This is a genomic window from Rhodopseudomonas infernalis (assembly GCF_022271405.1).
Lineage (GTDB): Bacteria > Pseudomonadota > Alphaproteobacteria > Rhizobiales > Xanthobacteraceae > Rhodopseudomonas > Rhodopseudomonas infernalis.
In genome coordinates this window covers 28,229-47,842 of sequence record NZ_JAJNAL010000028.1, presented here as the reverse complement: position 1 = coordinate 47,842, position 19,614 = coordinate 28,229, and the positions used below count along the sequence as shown (strand labels likewise).

17 protein-coding genes are annotated in these 19,614 nt (G+C 64.1%); 4 read left to right on the top strand and 13 right to left on the bottom strand.

Annotated features, from left to right (window positions below):
• Positions 1-109: 109 nt before the first annotated feature.
• Together hpnO and hpnN are read right to left on the bottom strand one after the other, a co-directional pair.
• A complete protein-coding gene (gene hpnO / locus LPW26_RS17885) occupies positions 110-1,501 on the bottom strand; it encodes an aminobacteriohopanetriol synthase HpnO (protein WP_238736887.1) in 1,392 nt (463 codons plus the stop codon).
• A 302-nt stretch (positions 1,502-1,803) separates the two neighbouring features.
• A complete protein-coding gene (gene hpnN, locus LPW26_RS17880; RefSeq protein WP_238736886.1) occupies positions 1,804-4,410 on the bottom strand; it encodes a hopanoid transporter HpnN in 2,607 nt (868 codons plus the stop codon).
• A 294-nt stretch (positions 4,411-4,704) separates the two neighbouring features.
• On the opposite strand from hpnN, the gene ispH reads away from it, so the two are divergent.
• Positions 4,705-5,649, top strand: a complete 945-nt coding sequence (gene ispH, locus LPW26_RS17875) for a 4-hydroxy-3-methylbut-2-enyl diphosphate reductase (protein ID WP_238736885.1) — start codon at positions 4,705-4,707, stop codon at positions 5,647-5,649.
• Between the two features lie 40 nt (positions 5,650-5,689).
• On the top strand, positions 5,690-6,850 hold the full coding sequence (gene hpnH, locus LPW26_RS17870; RefSeq protein WP_238736884.1) for an adenosyl-hopene transferase HpnH: 1,161 nt from the start codon (positions 5,690-5,692) through the stop codon (positions 6,848-6,850).
• Positions 6,851-6,919: 69 nt separating this feature from the next.
• Here hpnH and pstS read toward each other — a convergent pair whose 3' ends face one another.
• Complete coding sequence (gene pstS, locus LPW26_RS17865) at positions 6,920-7,903, bottom strand: phosphate ABC transporter substrate-binding protein PstS (protein ID WP_238736883.1); 984 nt, start codon at positions 7,901-7,903, stop codon at positions 6,920-6,922.
• Between the two features lie 53 nt (positions 7,904-7,956).
• The gene (gene phnA, locus LPW26_RS17860) at positions 7,957-9,222 is read right to left on the bottom strand and encodes a phosphonoacetate hydrolase (protein WP_238736910.1); all 1,266 of its coding nucleotides are present in this window, start codon (positions 9,220-9,222) and stop codon (positions 7,957-7,959) included.
• A 156-nt stretch (positions 9,223-9,378) separates the two neighbouring features.
• Between phnA and LPW26_RS17855 the strand changes: the two genes are divergently transcribed.
• Positions 9,379-10,269 carry a LysR substrate-binding domain-containing protein gene (locus tag LPW26_RS17855; protein ID WP_238736881.1) on the top strand — a complete coding sequence of 297 codons (891 nt, stop codon included), beginning with the start codon at positions 9,379-9,381 and terminating at the stop codon, positions 10,267-10,269.
• A gap of 57 nt (positions 10,270-10,326) precedes the next feature.
• On the opposite strand, the gene LPW26_RS17850 is transcribed toward LPW26_RS17855, so the two are convergent.
• From LPW26_RS17850 to LPW26_RS17820, 7 genes are all read right to left on the bottom strand, one after another.
• On the bottom strand, positions 10,327-11,271 hold the full coding sequence (locus LPW26_RS17850) for a S41 family peptidase (RefSeq protein WP_238736880.1): 945 nt from the start codon (positions 11,269-11,271) through the stop codon (positions 10,327-10,329).
• 403 nt (positions 11,272-11,674) lie between these two features.
• Positions 11,675-12,409, bottom strand: a complete 735-nt coding sequence (locus LPW26_RS17845; protein ID WP_238736878.1) for a phosphorylase — start codon at positions 12,407-12,409, stop codon at positions 11,675-11,677.
• Positions 12,406-14,370: a squalene--hopene cyclase gene (gene shc, locus LPW26_RS17840; RefSeq protein WP_238736876.1), complete on the bottom strand. Its 1,965-nt coding sequence runs from the start codon at positions 14,368-14,370 to the stop codon at positions 12,406-12,408. Before shc ends, LPW26_RS17845 begins: the two co-directional genes overlap by 4 nt.
• Positions 14,371-14,411: 41 nt before the next feature.
• Positions 14,412-15,668: a hydroxysqualene dehydroxylase HpnE gene (gene hpnE / locus LPW26_RS17835; RefSeq protein ID WP_238736875.1), complete on the bottom strand. Its 1,257-nt coding sequence runs from the start codon at positions 15,666-15,668 to the stop codon at positions 14,412-14,414.
• On the bottom strand, positions 15,668-16,504 hold the full coding sequence (hpnD, locus tag LPW26_RS17830) for a presqualene diphosphate synthase HpnD (protein WP_406677829.1): 837 nt from the start codon (positions 16,502-16,504) through the stop codon (positions 15,668-15,670). Before hpnD ends, hpnE begins: the two co-directional genes overlap by 1 nt.
• A gap of 2 nt (positions 16,505-16,506) precedes the next feature.
• Positions 16,507-17,385 carry a squalene synthase HpnC gene (gene hpnC / locus LPW26_RS17825; RefSeq protein ID WP_238736872.1) on the bottom strand — a complete coding sequence of 293 codons (879 nt, stop codon included), beginning with the start codon at positions 17,383-17,385 and terminating at the stop codon, positions 16,507-16,509.
• A gap of 218 nt (positions 17,386-17,603) precedes the next feature.
• Positions 17,604-17,843, bottom strand: coding sequence for a hypothetical protein (locus LPW26_RS17820; protein WP_238736870.1), 240 nt, complete (start codon positions 17,841-17,843; stop codon positions 17,604-17,606).
• 411 nt (positions 17,844-18,254) lie between these two features.
• Here LPW26_RS17820 and LPW26_RS17815 point away from each other — a divergent pair, with 411 nt between their 5' ends.
• The gene (locus LPW26_RS17815) at positions 18,255-18,752 is read left to right on the top strand and encodes a hypothetical protein (RefSeq protein ID WP_238736868.1); all 498 of its coding nucleotides are present in this window, start codon (positions 18,255-18,257) and stop codon (positions 18,750-18,752) included.
• 156 nt (positions 18,753-18,908) lie between these two features.
• Here LPW26_RS17815 and LPW26_RS17810 read toward each other — a convergent pair whose 3' ends face one another.
• Both LPW26_RS17810 and LPW26_RS17805 read right to left on the bottom strand, forming a co-directional pair.
• On the bottom strand, positions 18,909-19,130 hold the full coding sequence (locus tag LPW26_RS17810) for a hypothetical protein (protein ID WP_238736866.1): 222 nt from the start codon (positions 19,128-19,130) through the stop codon (positions 18,909-18,911).
• Between the two features lie 74 nt (positions 19,131-19,204).
• The gene (locus tag LPW26_RS17805) at positions 19,205-19,444 is read right to left on the bottom strand and encodes a high potential iron sulfur protein (protein WP_238736864.1); all 240 of its coding nucleotides are present in this window, start codon (positions 19,442-19,444) and stop codon (positions 19,205-19,207) included.
• Positions 19,445-19,614 lie beyond the last annotated feature (170 nt).

Below are 19,614 nucleotides of genomic sequence, written 5' to 3'. Positions count from 1 at the left end.
CGGCTTCCGCAACGTAGTCGCCCCCACGCGCGGGGTCTTGCTGCAAGTCAAGCCGACACGCATGCAGATGCGCGAGCGCTGCGCCGATGCCGGTCTCCGCAGGCGTCGGCTATGCCGACTTGCGCATCGCGTTGTCGACCAGCGTCTTGCCGAGCGACCAGATCGCGCCGGGGACCTTGTGGCTGTCGGCGATCACCTGATCGAACGAGCGCTCGATCCAGCTGCAGTCGTCCTCGGTGATGGTCAGCGGCGGCAGCAGCTTGACCGTGTGCAGGCCGTGGCCGGCGACCTGCGTGAGGATCTTGTGATCCTTGAACAACGGCACCGTGATGAGCTGGACGAACAGGCCCTTGTTGGCGCTCTCCAGCATCGTCCACGACGCTTTCAGCCGCAGCGACTTCGGCGGGCCGAATTCGACGCCGATCATCAGCCCCTTGCCGCGGACTTCCTTGAGCAGCTCGTAGCCCGGGACCATGCGGGTCAGCGCCAGCCGCAGCTCGGCGCCGCGCTTGGCGGCGGCCTCGACTAGCTTCTCGGCCTTGAGCACCTCCAGCGTGGCGATGCCCGCCGCCATCGCCAGATCGTTCTTGGCGAAGGTCGACCCGTGCACCACGGCGCGATCCATGCGGTTGAAGATCTTGTCGAAGATCGCCTTGCGGGTCAGCACCGCGCCGACCGGCACATGGCCGCCCGACAGCGCCTTGGACAACAGCACCATGTCGGGCTCGACGTTCCAATGCTCGACAGCCAGGAAGCGGCCGGTGCGGCCCATGCCGGTCTGGATCTCGTCGGCGACAAACAGCGTGCCGTAGCGCTTGCACAGCGCCGCAGCGGCCGGCAGGAACTCGTCGGTGGGCATGTTGACGCCCTTGCCCTGGATCGGCTCGACGATGAAGGCGGCGATCTCGCGAGTCGATAGCGCCTTTTCCAGCGCAGCGAGATCGTTGAACGGGATCGTGGTGACTCCCGGCAGCAACTGTCCGAAGCCGCCCTGGAAATTCGGGTCGTCGGTCAGTGACAGCGCACCGTAGGTCAGGCCGTGATAGCTGTGGTCGCAGTTGACGATGCCGTTGCGGCCGGTGGCGCCGCGCGCGAACTTGATCGCAGCCTCGACGCATTCGGCACCGGAATTGGCGAAGAACACCTTGTCGAGATACGGCACCTGCTCGAGCAAACGTTCGGCGAGAATGCCCGCCAGTGTCGAGACGTCGAGCTGCACCAGGTTCGGCATGTCGGCGTCGAGCACGCTCTGCAGCGCCTTGCGCAGGACCGGATGATTACGTCCCAGCGCGAACACGCCGAAGCCGCTCAGCAGGTCGAGATAGCGCGCTCCGTCGCGATCGTAGAGATACTGGCCGGTGCCCTTCTGGAAGCCGACATCGTAACCGATGGTCTTCAGGACGCGCACGAGCTGTTCGTTGAGATGGCGCGCATGCATATTGCTGCGCTGCGCTTCGCGGGCCGCGAACATCTCGGCGAAGTCTAGATCCGACTGCTGCATGGACTACTTACGTCGCTTGTTGGACGCGCCGTCAATACAAAAGGCAGGCGCGCGCCGCTCTCGGGCTTTGTTTCCGGACTGGTGATGCGCGCTCGCCATGCCCATCTGCGGCGGACGCGACCTCGGCGTGATAGCGAAGCCCCGACGAACGTATAGTCCGATCGGACGGTCAGGCGCCAGCCCCGTCAACGCCCCTGCGTCAATCGGGACGCGCCCAGCCTTTGCACAGTATTTCATGATTTGCCCGCCGGCTGCGGGGGAATATCCACCTCCCCCACGCCCGCATGGCACCTCCGCGCGACTCACAAGTCGGTGTCGCCGCTCTCGTCGACGTGCCGCGGCTTGCCCATCAGCGCCGGCTGGAACAGCAGCACCGCGCCGAGCGTGGTGAGCAGCGATAGAGCCAGTAATTTGCCCATGCTGGCGGTGCCGGGGTGGTTCGACAGCCACAGACTCCCGAACGCCGTTGCGGTGGTCAGCGCGCTGAAGAAGATCGCTCGCGTCAGCGCCGATTGCAGCAGATTAGTGCGGCCCGCGCGCCATGCCGTGACGTAGTAGATCTTGAACGCCACGCCGATGCCGAGCATCAATGGCAGCGCGACGATATTGGCGAAGTTCAGCGGCAGATCGATCAGCACGCAGATTTCCAGCGTCACGGCGCCGGCCACCAGGAGCGGAACCAGCGTCAGCAGGACATCGGTGAAGCGCTTCAGCGTGATCCACAGCAGCAGGGAGATCGACAGCAGCGCCCACAGGCCGGCCTGGATGAACGATCCGACGATGGTGTCGCCCGACTTCAGGATCGACACCGGGCCGCCGATCGCATTCGGCTCGACCTGCAGCACCGCGGCGGCGAACTTGCGTAACGTGTCGTTGTCATTCGGGTCGCCGTTCGGCAGGACCTCGACGCGGATCTGGCCGTCCTTGGTCTTCCACGACGACACGATATCCGGCGGCAGGTTGTCGAGCGTCACCTGTTGGGCCTGCAGCATGTTGCGGAGCTGGTCGAAGGCGATCTTCAGCGGTGTGACGAACACCGCCTGGGCACGCTCTCGCGTCGCCTCATCGGCCGTCGCCAATGCGCCGAGTGCCTTGGCCAGCCGCCGAGCGGCATCCGGCCCCGCCCCGCTGGCGTCGCCGGCGGTCTTGCGCAACGCCTCCGCCGAGCTGTTCAGCGAATCGACGTTTTCCTTGTCGGTCGGCGGAGCATCGACCTGGTCCGGATTGAGCGCCGGCTGCAGCACCTTGGCGCCGGCCTGGATCAGCTTCAGCTTGGCGGGCTGGTCGGCCGGCACGAAGGTATCGAGCGACAGGGTGCGCGACACTTCCGGCAGCTTGGCCATCTTGGCCTCGATCGTCCGGGCCCCCTGCTCGTTCGGCGCCATCACATTGACCGCATTGGCGCCGGTGTTGGGATCCCGCCGCAAATCCAGGAAGGTGGCGATCGACTCGACCTTCGGGTTGCGCAGGTTGATCGGGTTGAAGTCGAACTGCATGTAGTACAGCAGCGGCAGGCCGGCGAGCGACACGCCGATGGTGCCGGCAATGATCGCGATCCGGTGCTTCTCGAGGAAATGGTCGAGCGGCGCCAGGAAGGCGTAGCCGAGCGGCTCCTTCTCGCCGCGCGGATTCAGCAGCTTGATGAGCGCCGGCAGCACCGTGATGCTGGTGAGAAACGCGATCGCCATGCCGGCGCCGGCAATCTCGCCGAGTTCCGAGATCCCCTTATAGGAGGTCGGCAGGAACGACAGGAACCCGGCGGTGGTCGACATCGCCGCAAGCGACAGCGGCACGGCCGAATAGTCCGCCGCCTGCACCAGCGCCTTGTCCAGGTCGCCGGCCTTGTGGCGTTCCGACCTGTAGCGGACGCTGTATTGGATCCCGAAATCGACCCCGAGACCGACGAACAGCACCGCAAAGGCGATCGACAGCAGGTTCAGCGAATCCACCAGCATCAGCCCGACAGCGGTCGTGATGGCCAGGCCGATGAACAGGTTGGCGGCCACGGCAAAGATGATCTTTCCGGAATGCAGCGCCAGCCACAGGATGAACAGCACCACCAGCACCGTGCCGATGCCGTTGACCACGGCGCCGTCCTTGACGGTGGCGAATTCCTCGTTGGCAATCGGCACCGGGCCGGTCAGCCGCACGTGGGCACCAAATTCCTGCTCGAGCTTGAGATCGGCGGCGGCCTGCCGGATCGCGTCCGTGGCGTCCTTGCCGGGCTCCAGCGCCTGGAAGTCCAGGATCGGCTTGATCTCGATGAACTGCCGCTTGTCGCCTTCGGTCAGCGGTTCCGGGCTGCTCAAGCCGCGCCAGGAGAAGAAGGCCGGGCGATTGGCCAGCACATCCTCGACCGTCTGGCTGATCACATTGAACGGTGCCGCGGCACCATCAAGGCTGGCTTGGCCACGCTTCACACCGATCAGACCGGTCTCCAGGGCGGCCGTCAGGCCGCGAATGCTGGGATCACCGGCCATGATCTCGATCAGCGGCACCGCGGACTGGAATTGCCCGGTGACCTTCGCGACCTCTTCGGTCGGGATGAACAGCAGGCCGTTCCGGTCGAAAAACGGCCCGCCGCCGAGCCGCTTCACCGATTCGAAGTTTTTGTTATTGCTGGATAATTTTTGAAACAAAGCGGCCGCCGCGGCGTTGGCAAACTCCGGCGTCGGAGCCTCCACCACCGTGAGGATCAGTCTTTCCTGGTCGAACGCCTTCTCGAACGCGATATCACGCTTGCGCCAGTCCAGATCCTCCGAGATCAAATGATTGATATCGGTGTTGATGCCGAAGTGTTTGAAAGTATAGAAGCCACTTGCGATGGCCAGGAGTACTCCAATCGCGACAGTAATAGATGCAAACCGGGTGCTGGCTTTGACAACGGAAACGACGGCACTTTTCAGCACATTTGCTCTTTCTATTGCTATCGGCTGGCCTAGAATGCGGCGGCTCTGCCGGGGATCGAAAGACGATCGAACGGTCTCTGTGGTTCCAGCGACCAAAACTCGAAAGACCCATGAAGCCCGCGGGCGTCGTGGCCGGAAGTAATCTCAACAGATTGGATTGCCAAGCGCGTTTTCACAGGGCGCCCGTGGGAACCCTGCGTCCCAGCGATGTGGGTGTCACCGTACCGACTAGATGTGGTATGGGATTTACCGTTAAAATCGCCGGAGACAGAACAATCATGAGCGTGGTGCCCTTTGTCTGACGTTCGCCCTCTCGAAGTGTTTCTAGCCCAGCCTCGTGGATTCTGTGCAGGCGTCGTTCGTGCGATCGAGATCGTCGAACGCGCGCTGGAAAAATATGGCCCGCCGGTCTATGTGCGACACGAAATCGTGCACAACAAATACGTGGTCGAGAGCCTGAAGGCAAAGGGTGCGATCTTCGTCGAGGACCTGTCCGAGGTGCCGCCGAAGGCCGTGACGGTGTTCAGTGCCCATGGCGTCGCCCGTAGCGTCGAAGAAGAGGCTGCTGCCCGCGACCTTCCGGTGCTCAATGCCACCTGCCCGCTTGTGACCAAGGTTCACAACCAGGGCAAGCGTTATACCTCCAAGGGCCGGACCCTGATCCTGATCGGCCACGCAGGCCATCCAGAGGTTGTCGGTACGATGGGCCAGGTTCCCGGCCCGGTGCTGTTGGTGCAGAATCTGCAGGACGTGGCGTCGCTGACGCTGCCGTCCGACACCCCGGTGGCCTACATCACCCAGACCACCCTCAGCGTCGACGACACCAAGGACATCATCGCGGCGCTTTCAAAGCGATTCTCGGATATCCAGGGCCCCGATACCCGCGATATCTGCTATGCTACGCAAAACCGGCAGTCAGCGGTGCGCGACATGAGCAAGCTGGTCGACCTGATCCTGGTGGTCGGCGCAAATAACAGTTCCAACTCGAATCGGCTGCGGGAAATCGGTACCGAAGCCGGCATCGCGAGTTATCTGATTGCCGACGGCAGCGAGCTGAACCCGGAATGGCTCGCAGGCAAGAAGGCGGTGGGAATCACCGCCGGTGCGTCCGCTCCCGAAGTGTTGGTGGACGACGTCATCGAGGCGCTGCGCCGGATCGTACCGGTGACGGTCTCGATGCTTCCGGGCCGCGAAGAAAACATCGAGTTCGTCCTGCCCGCGGAACTGGCGACGGCCTGATCCGCACACCGACGATTTGAATGAAAGAGAAGTACACGTAATGGCAATACCGTTTCACAAGGAGCTCGTGATCGGCGGCTACCTGCTCAAGCAGAAGCTGCTGGGGCGCAAGCGTTACCCGCTGGTGCTGATGCTCGAACCGCTGTTCCGCTGCAACCTGGCCTGCGTCGGCTGCGGCAAGATCGATTACCCGGATGCGATTCTGAACCGCCGCATGACCGCGCAGGAATGCTGGGACGCCGCCGAGGAATGCGGTGCGCCGATGGTCGCGATCCCGGGCGGCGAGCCGCTGATCCACAAGGAGATCGGCGAGATCGTGCGCGGCCTGGTGGCGCGCAAGAAGTTCGTGTCGCTGTGCACCAACGCGCTGCTGCTGGAGAAGAAGCTCGATCTGTTCGAGCCCTCGCCCTATTTGTTCTTCTCGGTGCACCTCGACGGCCTGAAGCAGCACCACGATCAGGCGGTGTCGCAGAAGGGCGTGTTCGATCGCGCCGTGTCGGCGATCAAGGCTGCCAAGGCGCGCGGCTTCGCCGTCAACGTCAACGCCACGATCTTCGACAACCATCCGGCCGAAGAGATCGCCAAATTCCTCGACTTCACAGCGGAACTCGGCGTCGGCGTTTCGATGTCGCCGGGCTACGCTTATGAGCGCGCGCCGGATCAGGAGCACTTCCTGAACCGCGAAAAGACCAAGAACCTGTTCCGCGACGTGTTCGCGCGCGGCAAGGGCAAGAAGTGGAATTTTATGCACTCGGGGCTATTCCTGGACTTCCTGGCGGGAAATCAGGAGTTCGAGTGCACGCCGTGGGGCATGCCGGCCCGTAACATCTTCGGCTGGCAGAAGCCCTGCTATCTGCTCGGTGAAGGCTACACCAAGACCTTCAAGGAGCTGATGGAGACCACCGACTGGGAAACTTACGGCACCGGCAAGTACGAGAAGTGCGCAGACTGCATGGCGCATTGCGGCTACGAGCCGACCGCCGCAGCGGCGTCGCTCAATAACCCGCTGAAGGCTGCCTGGGTGGCGATCCGCGGCATCCGGACCTCGGGCCCGATGGCGCCGGAAATCGATCTGTCGAAGCAGCGGCCGGCTCAGTACATCTTCGCCGAGCAGGTGCAGAAGACGCTGACGGAGATCCGCCGCGACGAGGCGGCGGAAGCCAAGGACAAGCGCCAGCCGCAAGCCTCCACCGCGGCCTGATTGCCGGCACGGCTGATAGACAAAAAGCGCGGCCTGCGGGCCGCGCTTTTATTTTGACCGTGCTGCAGTTCAATTCCTGAGGGTCTTCAGAATATCAGCTTTGACTTTGCTTGGTAGAGGAACGAACTGCATCGACCGGGCCATGCCGTCGCCATGCGCCAAGGCCCATTTGAAGAATCGCAGGGCGGCAGCGGACGTTGCGACTTTGGCTGGGCTTCGGGGGACAAGCACGAAGGTCGCCGTGACGATCGGCCAGGATTGTTCGCCCGGCATATCGGTGAGATCGACGGCATAGTTCGGCACGGACCAATCGCCATTCTGGGCGGCGGCCGCGAACGTATCGCCGTTCGGAAGGACGAACCGGCCCGCCTTGTTCTGCAATTGAACGGTCGCCAGATTATTGGCGAGGACATAGGAGAGTTCGGCATAGCCGATCCCGCCGGTGGTCATCGGCACGGTCGACGCTGCGCCGTAGCTGCCCTTGACGCCGGCCCCGACCGGCCAATTCAGTGTCATGCCGATCCCCATCCTGTCCCGCCAGACGTCGCTGGTCTTGGAAAGATATCGGGAGATCGCGTAGGTGCCGCCCGATCCGCCCGCATGATAGAGTAGCGAGATCGCAAGCTTGGGCAGGCCGAGACCGGGATTGAGCGCCACGATCCGTTCGTCGTCCCACGACGCAATGCGCCCCATGAAGATGTCGGCAAGGACCGGCGCGGTGAGCCGGAGTTGGCCGTGCGCAACACCGGGAATGTTGACCACGATCGCATAGCCGCCGGCGACGGTGGGAAACTGCAGGATGTCGCCCTCCTTAAGCTTGCTATCGTCCATCGGGACGTCGGACGCGCCGAAGTCCGTCAGACCTTTCAGGACCTGGAGCTGCCCGATGGAGGATCCAGACGGCTGATAGTTGATCGCAAGCCCCGTGGTCGACCTTTGTTGTTCTCCCCACTTGAGATAGATCGGAGCGGCGAAGGCCGACCCGGTTCCCATCACCGACGTCTCGGTGTGGCCGGCGCAGAGGCCGGCCGCGGTGATGGCGAGCGCCACCATGCCGATGCGAAGTGCACGCATGTCCGTTTTCCTTTGACTTGCCGATGAAGCGATTATTCGACGCCGTTCAGGACGAAGTCGAAGATGTCATAGTTGCGCAGCACGCCGGTTTCCGCGCGCTCGCGGTAGCCACGCGTGAGCGGGCGCGACAGCAAAAAAGGCACCCGCTGCTCGCCGAGCCCGCCATGCGAGCGCAAGCGGTGGTTGCCGAGGGCCGAGAGGTCGTGGTCTTCACGCCGCGCGCCCACCACCGTTGCGCGATCGGTGAACACCGCGAAGTCGCCCTCGCGATCCGGCGGCAACTGGTAGCGCTCGCACACCGTGGCGCGATCGAGCACCAGCTCGACGCCGGGCAGCGATCGCGCATAGGTCATCATCGCTTTGACGTCGCAGGGCTTGAGCAGATGGACGCGCACGAAGCCGCCGAGCGCGCCGTGATGACGAACGAATGGATCGGCAATCGGACAGATCACCCGCGCGACGCCGGCACCGAACTTCTCGTTCAGCGCGTCCTCGAGATAGACGACGTTCGGCCGTCCATCGGCATCCGACTTGTCCGCCATGCCGTGATCGGCGGTTAGTGCGACGGTTGCGCCGAGTTCGATCAGTCGCGCGATGCGGCCGTCGACCGCCGTGTGGAAGGCATTCGATTCCGGATCGCCCGGCTCGTACTTGTGCTGCACATAGTCCGACGTCGACAGATACATCAGATCGGGCCTGGCCGTTTCCAACAGCTTGATGCCGGCGTCCAGCGCGAACAGCGAGAGGTCGGCTGAATATTGATCCGGCTTCGCGCGGCCCACCATGTCTTCACCGCTTTTGAAGCCGAGCGCGGTGAGATCGGCGGCGTTGGGGTGTTCGGATGAGAAGGCGATCCCGTCCATTTCGTAGGCGAGCACCTTCAGCAGCTTGTCCTTGGCAGTGACCACCGCGGTCCGTACACCCGCCTTGCTCATTGCCCCGAGAATGGTGCCGCAGCGCAGCCGCCGGGCGTCCGTCACCATGATCTCTTCACCGGTCTCGGCATCGAGATAGTAGTTGCCGTTAATGCCGTGGATCGCGGGGGAGACCCCGGTGACGATCGAGGTGTTGTTGGTGTTGGTGGTCGTCGGCACCGTAGCCAGCGCCGTGCCGACATAGCCGGCCGACTGAACCGCGGCGATGGTCGGCAGCACGCCATCGGCAAGTCCGCGGTCCAGATAATCGGGGTCGAAGCCGTCCAGACAGATCACGACGACGGGCCGTTCGGGCACGGCATAGCTGCGGCCGTTGGCCTCGATCAGAGTTTGCGAACTGTCGGATTGAGAAGGGGTCGTCATGATGTTCATCCGGGTGCTGGGCGCCGCCATTCGTGTCGGCTCGGCCCCGGTGGTAGTCGGTGAAAGTGTGAGAATCGATCGAATAAAACCTACAGATATGTGAGTAAAAGTCGTCCATAAGGCGCCGCTGCTGGTCGCTATCGTCACACGGAGGTCATGGTGAAAGAACGAGAACTGCCGCTGGTTGCGCTTCGGGCGTTCGCGGTCGCGGCGCGCAGCGACAGTCTGAGCGCGGCCGCCGAAGAACTCGGGGTCACCCACGGCGCCGTCAGCAAGCAGGTGCGATTGCTGGAGGACTGGCTGGGACAACAGGTTTTCACGCGCGAGGGTCGCAGTCTGGCGCTCACGCCCTACGGCAGGGTCCTGGCCGAGCAACTGAGCCAATCGTTTCGCGACATCGAAGCTGCCTGCCACTATGTCCGACGCCGCCGCAGCAAGGCGGTGCTGGCGGTCGAGGCGCCATCGACCTTCGCCATGTACTTTCTGATGCCGCGGCTCAAACGGTTCGAAATGGCGAATCCCGATCTGTCGGTCTGGATTTCGACGCGCATGACCGGACAAACGCCGGACGTGTCCTCACACGATCTGCTGATCACGCGGGGCAGCAGCGAAAGGATCGGAGGGCATGCGAAAGCGTCGACGGCGTTGCTTGAAGAGAACCTGACGCCGGTCTGCAGCCTGGATCTGCTTCAGACGAGTCCCGTCGACAAGCCGGAGGATCTTCTGGCGTTTCCGCTGATCACGTCGTCAACGCGGCCGGGGCACTGGGAGGCGTGGCTGCAGAAGGCAGGCCTGCGCGACCATGTTTTCGAAGGCGGTCACCGTTTCGACCACATGTTCGTCGCGATGCATGCGGTGCGCGAAGGATTGGGCTCGATCGTGGCGCCCAAGGAGTTCTTTCCCGGCCAGCCAGAATGGAAACTCGCCTGTCCTTTTCCTGACCTTGTCGTGAAGGGCGAGAAGTACTTCGCTCACCCGACGTCGCGGGCGGATCCCCGATATCTTCGCCGGTTCGTCGATTGGCTCAAGGACGAGATCAAGACGTGACGTCCGATCGCTCCAGAGTAACGCGAAAGCGCGGCCCGAACGGCAAGCACGCTTGGGCTATCGCGCCAATTGCGGTGCAGGCAGCCCCTTCGCCATGGCGACTGCAACTTCCTGAGTGTCTCCGAGTGCCGCCGGGACGTCAGGCTGCACACCGACGCCACCCCAGTTGCCGTGCGTCATCGGGTTCTCAGCCCTGCCGGTCGGCACGACAACGAAGATATCGGAACCGAGGTCTTTCAGGCCGCCGGGGTTGGCGCCTCCGCGAGTTTTCTCGCCCACCACGGTCGCGCGCTTGAGTGCTTGGAGATCGTAGGCAAACTCCTCTCCAGCCGAATAGGTCTTAGGCCCGACCAGGACATAGACGGGCTTGTCGACATAATGCACCGGCGTCGCGACGCTCCAGAACGATTCCGTTCTGAAAGTCGCAGTCCCACGGTTTCGCCAGATCAAATCGTTGATATGAACGCTCTTGCCCGGGTCGAGCAGAAAACTGATCAGGTAGGCTACCGATCCCGGATGTCCGCCGCCATTGTCCCGCATGTCGATGACGAGCGCCGCGGTATCGGCCAGATTGCGCATGGCTTCGTCGGCCGCAGGCTTGAAGATATCGGGCGGAACGAAGCGCGCGAGGTGGATATATCCGATGTTCCCGTCCAATCGCTTCACCTCGAAGCCGGCCCCCTGGGATGCGGCAGGCGGGGGCTGGTTCCGAAACGGTGAGCCAAAGATCACCCGCATATGGCTGTCCTTGGTGATCGCGCCGAGTTGTTCAGTCAGGATCCGCGCGAACTGGGCTGGATCGGTGACGCCCGCATAGGCACCCTCTCCCAATGCCTTCTCCAGCGCATCCGCCGCCCGCACTCCGGTGTCGGGAAAGACGTAACCTTCCCGCAACTCGACAGCGATGCCGCCGACCACCTTGCCGACGGCTTGCCTGTCCAACGACACGCTTTGCGACTTATCGGAAATCAGCTCGGCACTTGCCGTTGAAGGCACTGCCACGGCAGCAGCAATTATCGCGAAGCACGCGATACGGAATGACGACGAAGGGGACCGCATCTCGATCTTTCGGTTGCAAGCCAATCGATCGAAGTGGGGGCCCGTTTTTGGGCTGATCTATGGCTGACGCTATCTTTGGCGCCGTGTCGAAAGCCGCACGCGCGGTCCGACGCAATCGATGACTTGCTATCAGTCGCCCCGCCCCACGGCATTTCGCAGAACCGTTTCTCAAATCTGCAGTCGGCGCGAATGCGCGGAGGATGCTGCGGCCGGGCAGCCTATTGCGGCGCCGCTAAACCCGACCAACGCGCCATCAATCTCATCACGCCCCGACCGGTCGCCGCAACGTTCCGGGATCGAAGATCTCGCGGGCACAGCCACCCAAAATGCGACGTGGCGAAGCTCCTCAGAGCTCCGCGACAAGACCGCCACGGCCCAGCACGGCGTCCAGCATGAAACCACGGCAGCCGCGCAGGCTGCGGAGCGCCCGGTTGAAGTCGATACCGGTCGAGACCAGCGAGCGGATCGACGTCGGGTGACGCGCGAGGCCACGGAGCACGCGGCGCAGATCGACATCGCCGTTCGGCTTGATCGCGGTGGACACGATCTGCGGCAGGCTTCGATTGGCGGGATCGCTGATCACGCGCAGCGCCGCGAACGGCAGCTGGGCAGCGGCGGCGTAATCGGCGGCGATGTGGCTTTCCATGTCGACCGCTGCGGCGCCGGTTTCGGCGCGCAGGATGGCCTTGGCGTCACGCGCCGCCACCACCTGCTCGGCTCCAACCAGACCGCCGCGAACGACGCGCTGACGGCCGAGGCCGGCGCTTCGCAATAATTCGTCGCTGAGGGAAACTTCCGAGGCCCAACGGCGTTCACCCGCCACAACTTCGGTGGCGATCACGACGTCTCCAGCCCGCAGCGACGGGTCGAGACCGCCGGCTACGCCAAAGCTGATGACACCCCGGATCGAGGTGGCGTCGAAGCTCGCCATCATGCGGCGCAACTGCTTTGGATCGCTACTGCTGCAAATGACCGTAAGACCCGGTCCTTCTGCAATTCTTGCTTCCTGTATCAGCCCCGTCACGATTAGAACCGGCCGCGGATCGTCCGCCGCCGCTTCATCCCTAGCCCCCAGAATCACATTCCGACCCCTACGACCTTGCTGTTCGTGGATCTCAAATTTCGATACCGCGCCAGCGCCCAGAGCGGAAAGAACTTTGAGTATCCATGATACCGCAGATAAAACACCCGCGGAAAGCCCGTACCGGTGTAGCGCTGCTCGTCCCACAGTCCTTTTTCGGTCTGTGTGCTTTTTAGGTACTCAATCCCGCGCGCCACGGCCGGATGATCGACTTCACCCGCAGCCATCAGAGCAAGCAAAGCCCATGCCGTCTGCGAGGCCGTGGAGGCTGATCTTTCGTAGCCCCGATAATCCAGCCGATAGCTGATCGCATCCTCGCCCCAGCCGCCGTCTGCGTTCTGGATCGAAGCCAGCCAGTCCACCGCTTTGCGAATCGCCGGATCCTGATGGTCGACGCCGGCGGCGTTCAGCCCGCACAGCACCGACCAGGTGCCGTACACGTAATTCAGGCCCCAGCGGCCGTACCAAGAGCCGTCCGGAAGCTGGGTCTTGCGCAGATATTCGACGCCGCGCGCCAGCGCAGGGCTCGACTGCATCGTCTCGCCGAGCTGCGCCAGCATCGACACGCAGCGTGCGGTGACGTCCTCGGTCGGCGGATCGAGCAGCGCGCCGTGGTCCGAGAACGGGATATTGTTCAGATAATACTCGGTGTTGTTCACATCGAAGGCAGCCCAGCCGCCGTCGTCGCTCTGCATGCCCTCGATCCACTCGCGGGCCCGCGCGATGGCGGTGTCGTAGGCGGGGTTCGGCGCGTCCTTGCGGGCGCGGTCGAGCGCCATCACCACCACCGCGGTGTCATCGAGATCGGGGTAATGGGCGTTGTTGTACTGGAACGCCCAGCCGCCCGGACGAACATCCGGCGCCTTGGCGGCCCAGTCGCCCTTGAGGTCGAGCACCTGGCGCGGCAGTAGCCAGTCGAGCGCCGGCTGAACGGACTTGGCTCCTTCGGTGCGGTCAGCCTCGAACACCGCATGGCTCGCCAGCGCCGTATCCCAGATCGGCGAGACGCAGGGCTGGCAGTAGGCCTCGTCGCCACGATCCACCAGCAGAAGCTCGATGCCGCGGCGCTGGCTGGCGCGCGGCGGGTAGTCTTCGCCGTAGCCCAGCGAGTCGTACATCATCACGGCGTTGGCCATCGGCGGGAAGATCGCGCCGAGCCCATCCTCGCCGTTGAGGCGCTCTTCGAGGAAGACGAGCGCTTTTTCGATCGCGAGCTTCCGGTACTTCTTCGGCATCACCGGCTCGATCGCCCGCAGCACCGCGTCAATCGAGCCGAACAGCTTGAACAGAAACGCGTTCTGGTGCGGCGCCTTGGCCAGCAGGCCGATCGACTTCGGATCCTGCAGGAACAATTCGTCGATGCCGACGCCCTTGGGGTTGCGCGCGAGCGGCTTGAGCACCGACAGCACCATCAGCGGCACGATGGTGGTGCGCGCCCAATACGAAATCTTGGTCAGCGTGAACGGCGACCAGCTCGGTAGCAGCATGATTTCGACCGGCAGCACCGGCACGGCGCGCCAGGTGGTGACCCCGTACATCGCCAGCATGAAGCGGGTGAACACGTTGCTGTGGATCGCGCCGCCACGCGAGCGGATCGCCTCGCGGGCACGCGCCATATGCGGGGCGTCCACGTCATCGCCGATCATCTTCAGCGCGAAATAGGCCTTCACGCTGGCGCTCATGTCGAAGTCGCCGTCGTGCACCAGCGCCCAGCCGCCATGCGCGCCCTGCGTGCGGCGCAGATAGGTGGCGATCTTGGCCTCGAGCTCGGTGGCAACCGGCTCGCCGAGGAAATGACGCATCAACACGTATTCGGCAGGGATCGTCGCGTCGGCTTCGAGCTCGAACACCCAATGCCCGTCGTCGCGGCGGAGGCCCATCAGCGCGCCGCGCGCAGCATCGATCGACGCCTCCAGCGTCCTGCCGCGCTCGGCGCCGGAATTGTGAATGCCGGAATCCATAGTTTTCGTAGTCTCCGTGGTCGCCGGCCCGGCGAAATCGCTCAGGCCCGGCCCCGCGCCAGCACCAGATCCGCGGCACGATTGCCCGAGCGGACCGACCCTTCGATGGTGGCCGGCAACCCCGTATCAGTCCAATCGCCTGCGAGGAACAGGTTTTTCCACTGGGTGACCGGCCCTGGACGCAGGGCGTTCTGAGCCGGTGTAGCCTCGAAGGTGGCCCGCCGCTCGCGGACAATTTGCCACGGCGGTAGATTCGCCGTGATACCGGAGATCTGGCAGATCTCGGCCCATATTTCGGCCGCAAGCTGGTCGCGCGGCGCATCGACCAGCCGGTCGCCGTTGCTGATGGTCACCGACACCCGATTCGGGAAGGCGAACAGCCACTCCACCACGCCGCCGATCACCCCGGTCAGCGCCGGCATGCCCGCCAGCGGCGGATAGGCGAAATGGGCGTTGACGATCGCCCGGTACTTCTGGGGCGTGTTCAGGCCGGGCAGCAGCGACGCCGCCGGGCGCGGCGGCACCGCCAGCACCACCGAATCGTCCGGGCCGACCGTGACCACATGCTCGCCGCCGAAATTCAGCCCGCCGACCCGGTCACCCGCCGGTGTCAGCGACCGCAGCTCGTGGCCGAACGCGACGCCCGGGCCGCTGCGCTTGAGCTGCTCGACGGCCGGCTCGACCAGCACGGCGCTGAGGCCGTCCCGGGCGATCAGCGGCCGGCAGGCCTGCCCACCGGCCAGCAGCGTCTCGCGCACCACGGCGCCGGCGAGCCCCGCCGAGCCTTCGGGCGGATCGACATTGAGCGCGGCAAGCAGCAGCGGCGCCACCAGTCGGTCATACAGCGGGCCACGGCACGGAATGGTGTCGCCGATCAGCTTGGTGGTCGGCGCCCACAGCAGCGGCGCCAGCGCCAGATAATCCCCGATCGTGGTGTCCGGCACCCGGCGCTTGGCATCGAACAGCCACAGCGGAATCCGGCCGCTGCCGAGATCGAGCTTCCAGCGCGCCTTCGACTTCAGGTCCATGAAGTCGAACTCGGCACGAGCCGGGCCGACCAGCCCCGCTTCGGTGCCGATCGACCGTGCGTAGTCGCACGCGGCCTGGTTGCCGGACAGCAGCAAATGGTTGCCGTTGTCGATCACCAGATTGGTCTGCGCGTCGAAATACGAGCGGCAGCGGCCGCCGGCCTGCTGCATCGCCTCGTGGACGTGGACGGTGAAGCCCTCGCGCGCGAGCTTGGTGGCGGCCGCGAGACCGGAAATTCCAGCACCGATAACGTGAACGGTTTTCGACATCAGACGATCGCGTATTGCAGAAGAATGCCGATCTTCGCCGCCTTGCCGAGCTTGACGGGCGCCCGCGGCGGCGCGAAGCCGCGCGCGATCAGCAGTTGAAGGATAGAGAAGTAGTACTTGCCCATGATCCGCGGCGCCTTGACGACACGGCGCGGATTACGGCTCATCACCCTGTCGGCGGCATCGAAATGCTCGAGCGCGCGCGCCACCAGCGGCGCGCAGACGTTCGGCACGGCCGGATCTTCGGCCACCGTCATCGGATCGAGGCTGGTGATGCCGGCAGCGAGCAGTCCCTCGCGCGGCAGATACAGTCGGCCGAGGCCCGCATCCTCGTCGATGTCGCGCAGAATGTTGGTGAGCTGCAGCGCCCGGCCGAGATGATGCGCGAGCAGAATGCCGTCCTGCTCGGGCAGACCGAAAATCCGCACCGACAGGCGGCCCACCGCGCTGGCGACGCGGTCGCAGTAAAGGTCGAGCGTAGCTTCGCTGGGCGCGCGGATGTCGGCGGTGACGTCCATCTCCATGCCGTCGATGATCGCCAGGAAATCCTCGCGCTTCAGCCCGAAGGCACGCACCGACTCCTGATAGTCCGCCAGCCGCGGCGGCGGCGAGCCGCGATACAGCGCGTCGATATCCTCGCGCCAGCGCTGCAATCCCGCGGCCCGAACATCACGGGGACCGTCGGAATCGGCAATGTCGTCGACGTAGCGACAGAAGCTGTAGACCTGGAACATCGCCTCGCGCTGCGGGCGCGGCAGGATGCGCATCGCGGCGTAGAACGAGCTGCCGACGGCGACGCCTTGGTGTTCGACGGGTTCGGAAGTCACTTGCTGCATGCTCATGCGCGCGGCGCCGGCTTCGACACCGGCCCCCTACCGAAGGTGCGGCGCGCGACCTCGGACCCGATCGCACCGATCGTCGCGAACAGGAATTCGGCCGGCTTCAGATGCACCCGCTCGCTGAGCGGATCGCGCACCTTCAGCATGGCGACGATGCGATCGGCGAAGCTCTGGATCACCGAAACCTCGAGGCCGAGCCGGAAGTCCTTGACTTCAGCGGCGAGCGGCCGGCCCTGGCCGAGCAGCACGTCGGTGCGCACGGCGAGGTCCTGCAGGCACTTCAGCAGCGCCGGCGAGGATTTCAGCAGGCCGAGTTCGTCGACCTTGGCGCCGACCGCATCCAGCGCGTCGCGCGGCAGGTAGACGCGGTTCAGATTGCGATAGTCCTTGCCGCAATCCTGCAGGTGATTGTTGATCTGCAGGCCGGCGCACAGCGCGTCGGAGGCCGGCCAGGTCGACGTGCTTTCGCCATGGACATCGAGCATGAAGCGCCCCACCGGCATCGCCGAGTAGCGGCAATAATGGATGACTTCGTCCCAGTCCTCGTAGCGCAGCTTGGTGACGTCCATCCGGAATGCGGTGAGCAGATCGAGCGCGTGGCGCGGCGGCATTCCGCGCGCGGCCAGCGCCTTGCGCAGCGCCACCGCCTCCGCCTGGGTTTCGCCGCGACCGAGCAGTTCGGCTTCGAGCAGGTCGAGATAGCTGAGCTTGGTGGGAGCATCGAGCATCGCGTGATCGGCGATGTCGTCAGCGGTCCGGACGAAATTGTAAAATGCCAGAATCAGCTCGCGATGGCGCGGGTGGATGATCCACGACGCGACCGGGAAATTCTCGTCCCGGTGGGTCTTGCCGGATCGCAATTCGCTCGCAGACGTCATCGGTTTCTGACTAACGCTCGGTTCGGACATGGAAAAACGTCGCGAACGGACCCGCCCCATGCAGGGCTGATCCGTTCGCGCACGCCATATACGGGAAATTCGCCGGTTAAACCAACGATATTGACGCAGGCCGGCCAGGACGGCCGCGCGGCTGCGTCAGATCCTCACCGCCCCACCAACGCGGGCGGCCAGCGTCCGCCCGGGACGAGCATTGGCGATTATTGGCCGTGATTCACCAACACCTGGTTGCAGGCGCGGCTGATCTTCGGACGGTGCTCCTTCAGGCACGCGAGGATGGCGAAATCACCCTGATCCATCAGCGCTCGGCAGTGACGGGACACGTCGCGCGAGCAAGCGGCCTGCTCTTCGGGGGTGCCGCTGCGCTGTTGCTGCTGCTGGGCGTAGGCGCCGGTGGACAGCGGAACGAGCAGCATCATCGCAACCAAGATCTTTTGCATTTTATTCCTTCGATTGTACGGGGAAACCAGAAGCGTCATCGATCGGCGTCAAAGGCGCTCCCGACAGGCTGCGAGGCCTCGATCGACTCGTCGTGTGCAGACCGTCATTTAACCGCGCGAATGCGGCCAAATTTGCGCACATAGTGCGACAGTTGCGACCATGTTTCAAACGCCGACGTCACGTCGATCGATTTCTTCGCGCGACGTTGCGGATTTGCGACATGGACGGGGAACGATGGACGCAGAACGTGTGGCCGGCGTGCGCCAGCCGACCGCCTGCATCGTTCGCGAGCTTCGTTGCAGGGAACCAACCGGCGTATTATCTGATTTGAACCAGTCGGTACGCGAGAACACTAACAGGCTGATACGGCGCAGCGTCGTTTCGGTATCATTTTTCAGGGGTAGCTAAGAATGACACTGCTTCGTTCATCCTTTTCGTTTGGCTCGTTGAAGGTGGCCGGGGTTGCCGCGGCAATGCTGTTGTCGGCCTCCGCGAGCCATGCCGAGGGCCCGTTCGCTGGATTCGAAGGCTCGTGGTCCGGCACCGGCACCGTCGCTCTCTCGGATGGAACGAAGGAGCGAATTCGCTGCCGCGCCACCTACAAGGTCGGCGGCGGCGGCAAGCAGCTGGCCCAGACGCTGCGCTGCGCCAGCGACAGCTACAAGTTCGACCTGTCCGCCGACGTCGCCAGCAACGGCGACCGCATTTCCGGCAACTGGAGCGAAGCGAGCCGCAACATCAACGGCAATCTGCAGGGCAAGGCCGGCGGCGGAAATATCGAAGTGTTCGTCGAGGCAGCCGGATTCGCCGCCAACATTTCGTTAACCACCCGCGGCAACAAGCAGTCCGTCGCGATCAGCTCCAAAGGCGACATCCGCGGCGTCAATATCAGCATGACCAAGGGCTGACAGATCTTCGTCTGAGGACCCCCTCGGGCCTGCCGGTCCGAGGGGGTTCTATTTGCCTATCACGGCCGCCGCCTCAGCGGCGCAGATTCGACGCCGCTGCGTCAACGCAACCGCATGACCGAAAAGGCACGAGAGCGCTGTCGCATCGCCGACAGGTCATCTCCACTGCCGGCGGAGCGAGCTCAAGGCGAGATCCCCCTGAGCCCACATCGCGCCACGATCGACGCGAAGGCTGTCGGCCATATTTAGCGAAACGCCGGCTGCAAACCTCTTGCCGCACAGCGACGCCGCCGCGGTCGACACCACGATGGCCATTGGGCACGAATGTTCGGCGAGCCCGGCAGCCTGCGACAAAAACCAGTCTCTGATCGAACGCATCGATCCTCCCCCCTGCTTACGGATCTGAAGCCAGCCGCGCCGATGCCCCCGAGAAGCCATCGGCACCAACGTCCTTACGACGCCTTGGCAAACAGTCGGCACCACCCATCCGCACTGATCGGGCTCTCCACCGTGATGCAGGAGCTCGGCGGCCGGAACTGCCGGCAGGTCGAGCAACGCGCCGCGCCGTTCGGCGAGTCGCGATAGCCGGCGTCCTTGTGGGTCGCCTTTTTGGTCACCTGGGCATTCGCTGCGCCGGCGCTGAGGCCCAGCGCCGCCAAGGTCCCGGCGACGCCGACAGCTGTACTCAGCATCTGTCTCCGCGAGATCGCGCGACCCGTCTTTGTTTGTCTGTCGTCCATCGTTCATTTCCTCCTGTTTTGATTTATCCGGCCGCCGTTTTGGCTGCCGAAATCATTGGCCGGCAGACGCGGCGTCCACCTCGGCATCCCCACTTCGACCGCGCGCCGACGGGTTTGGCCCC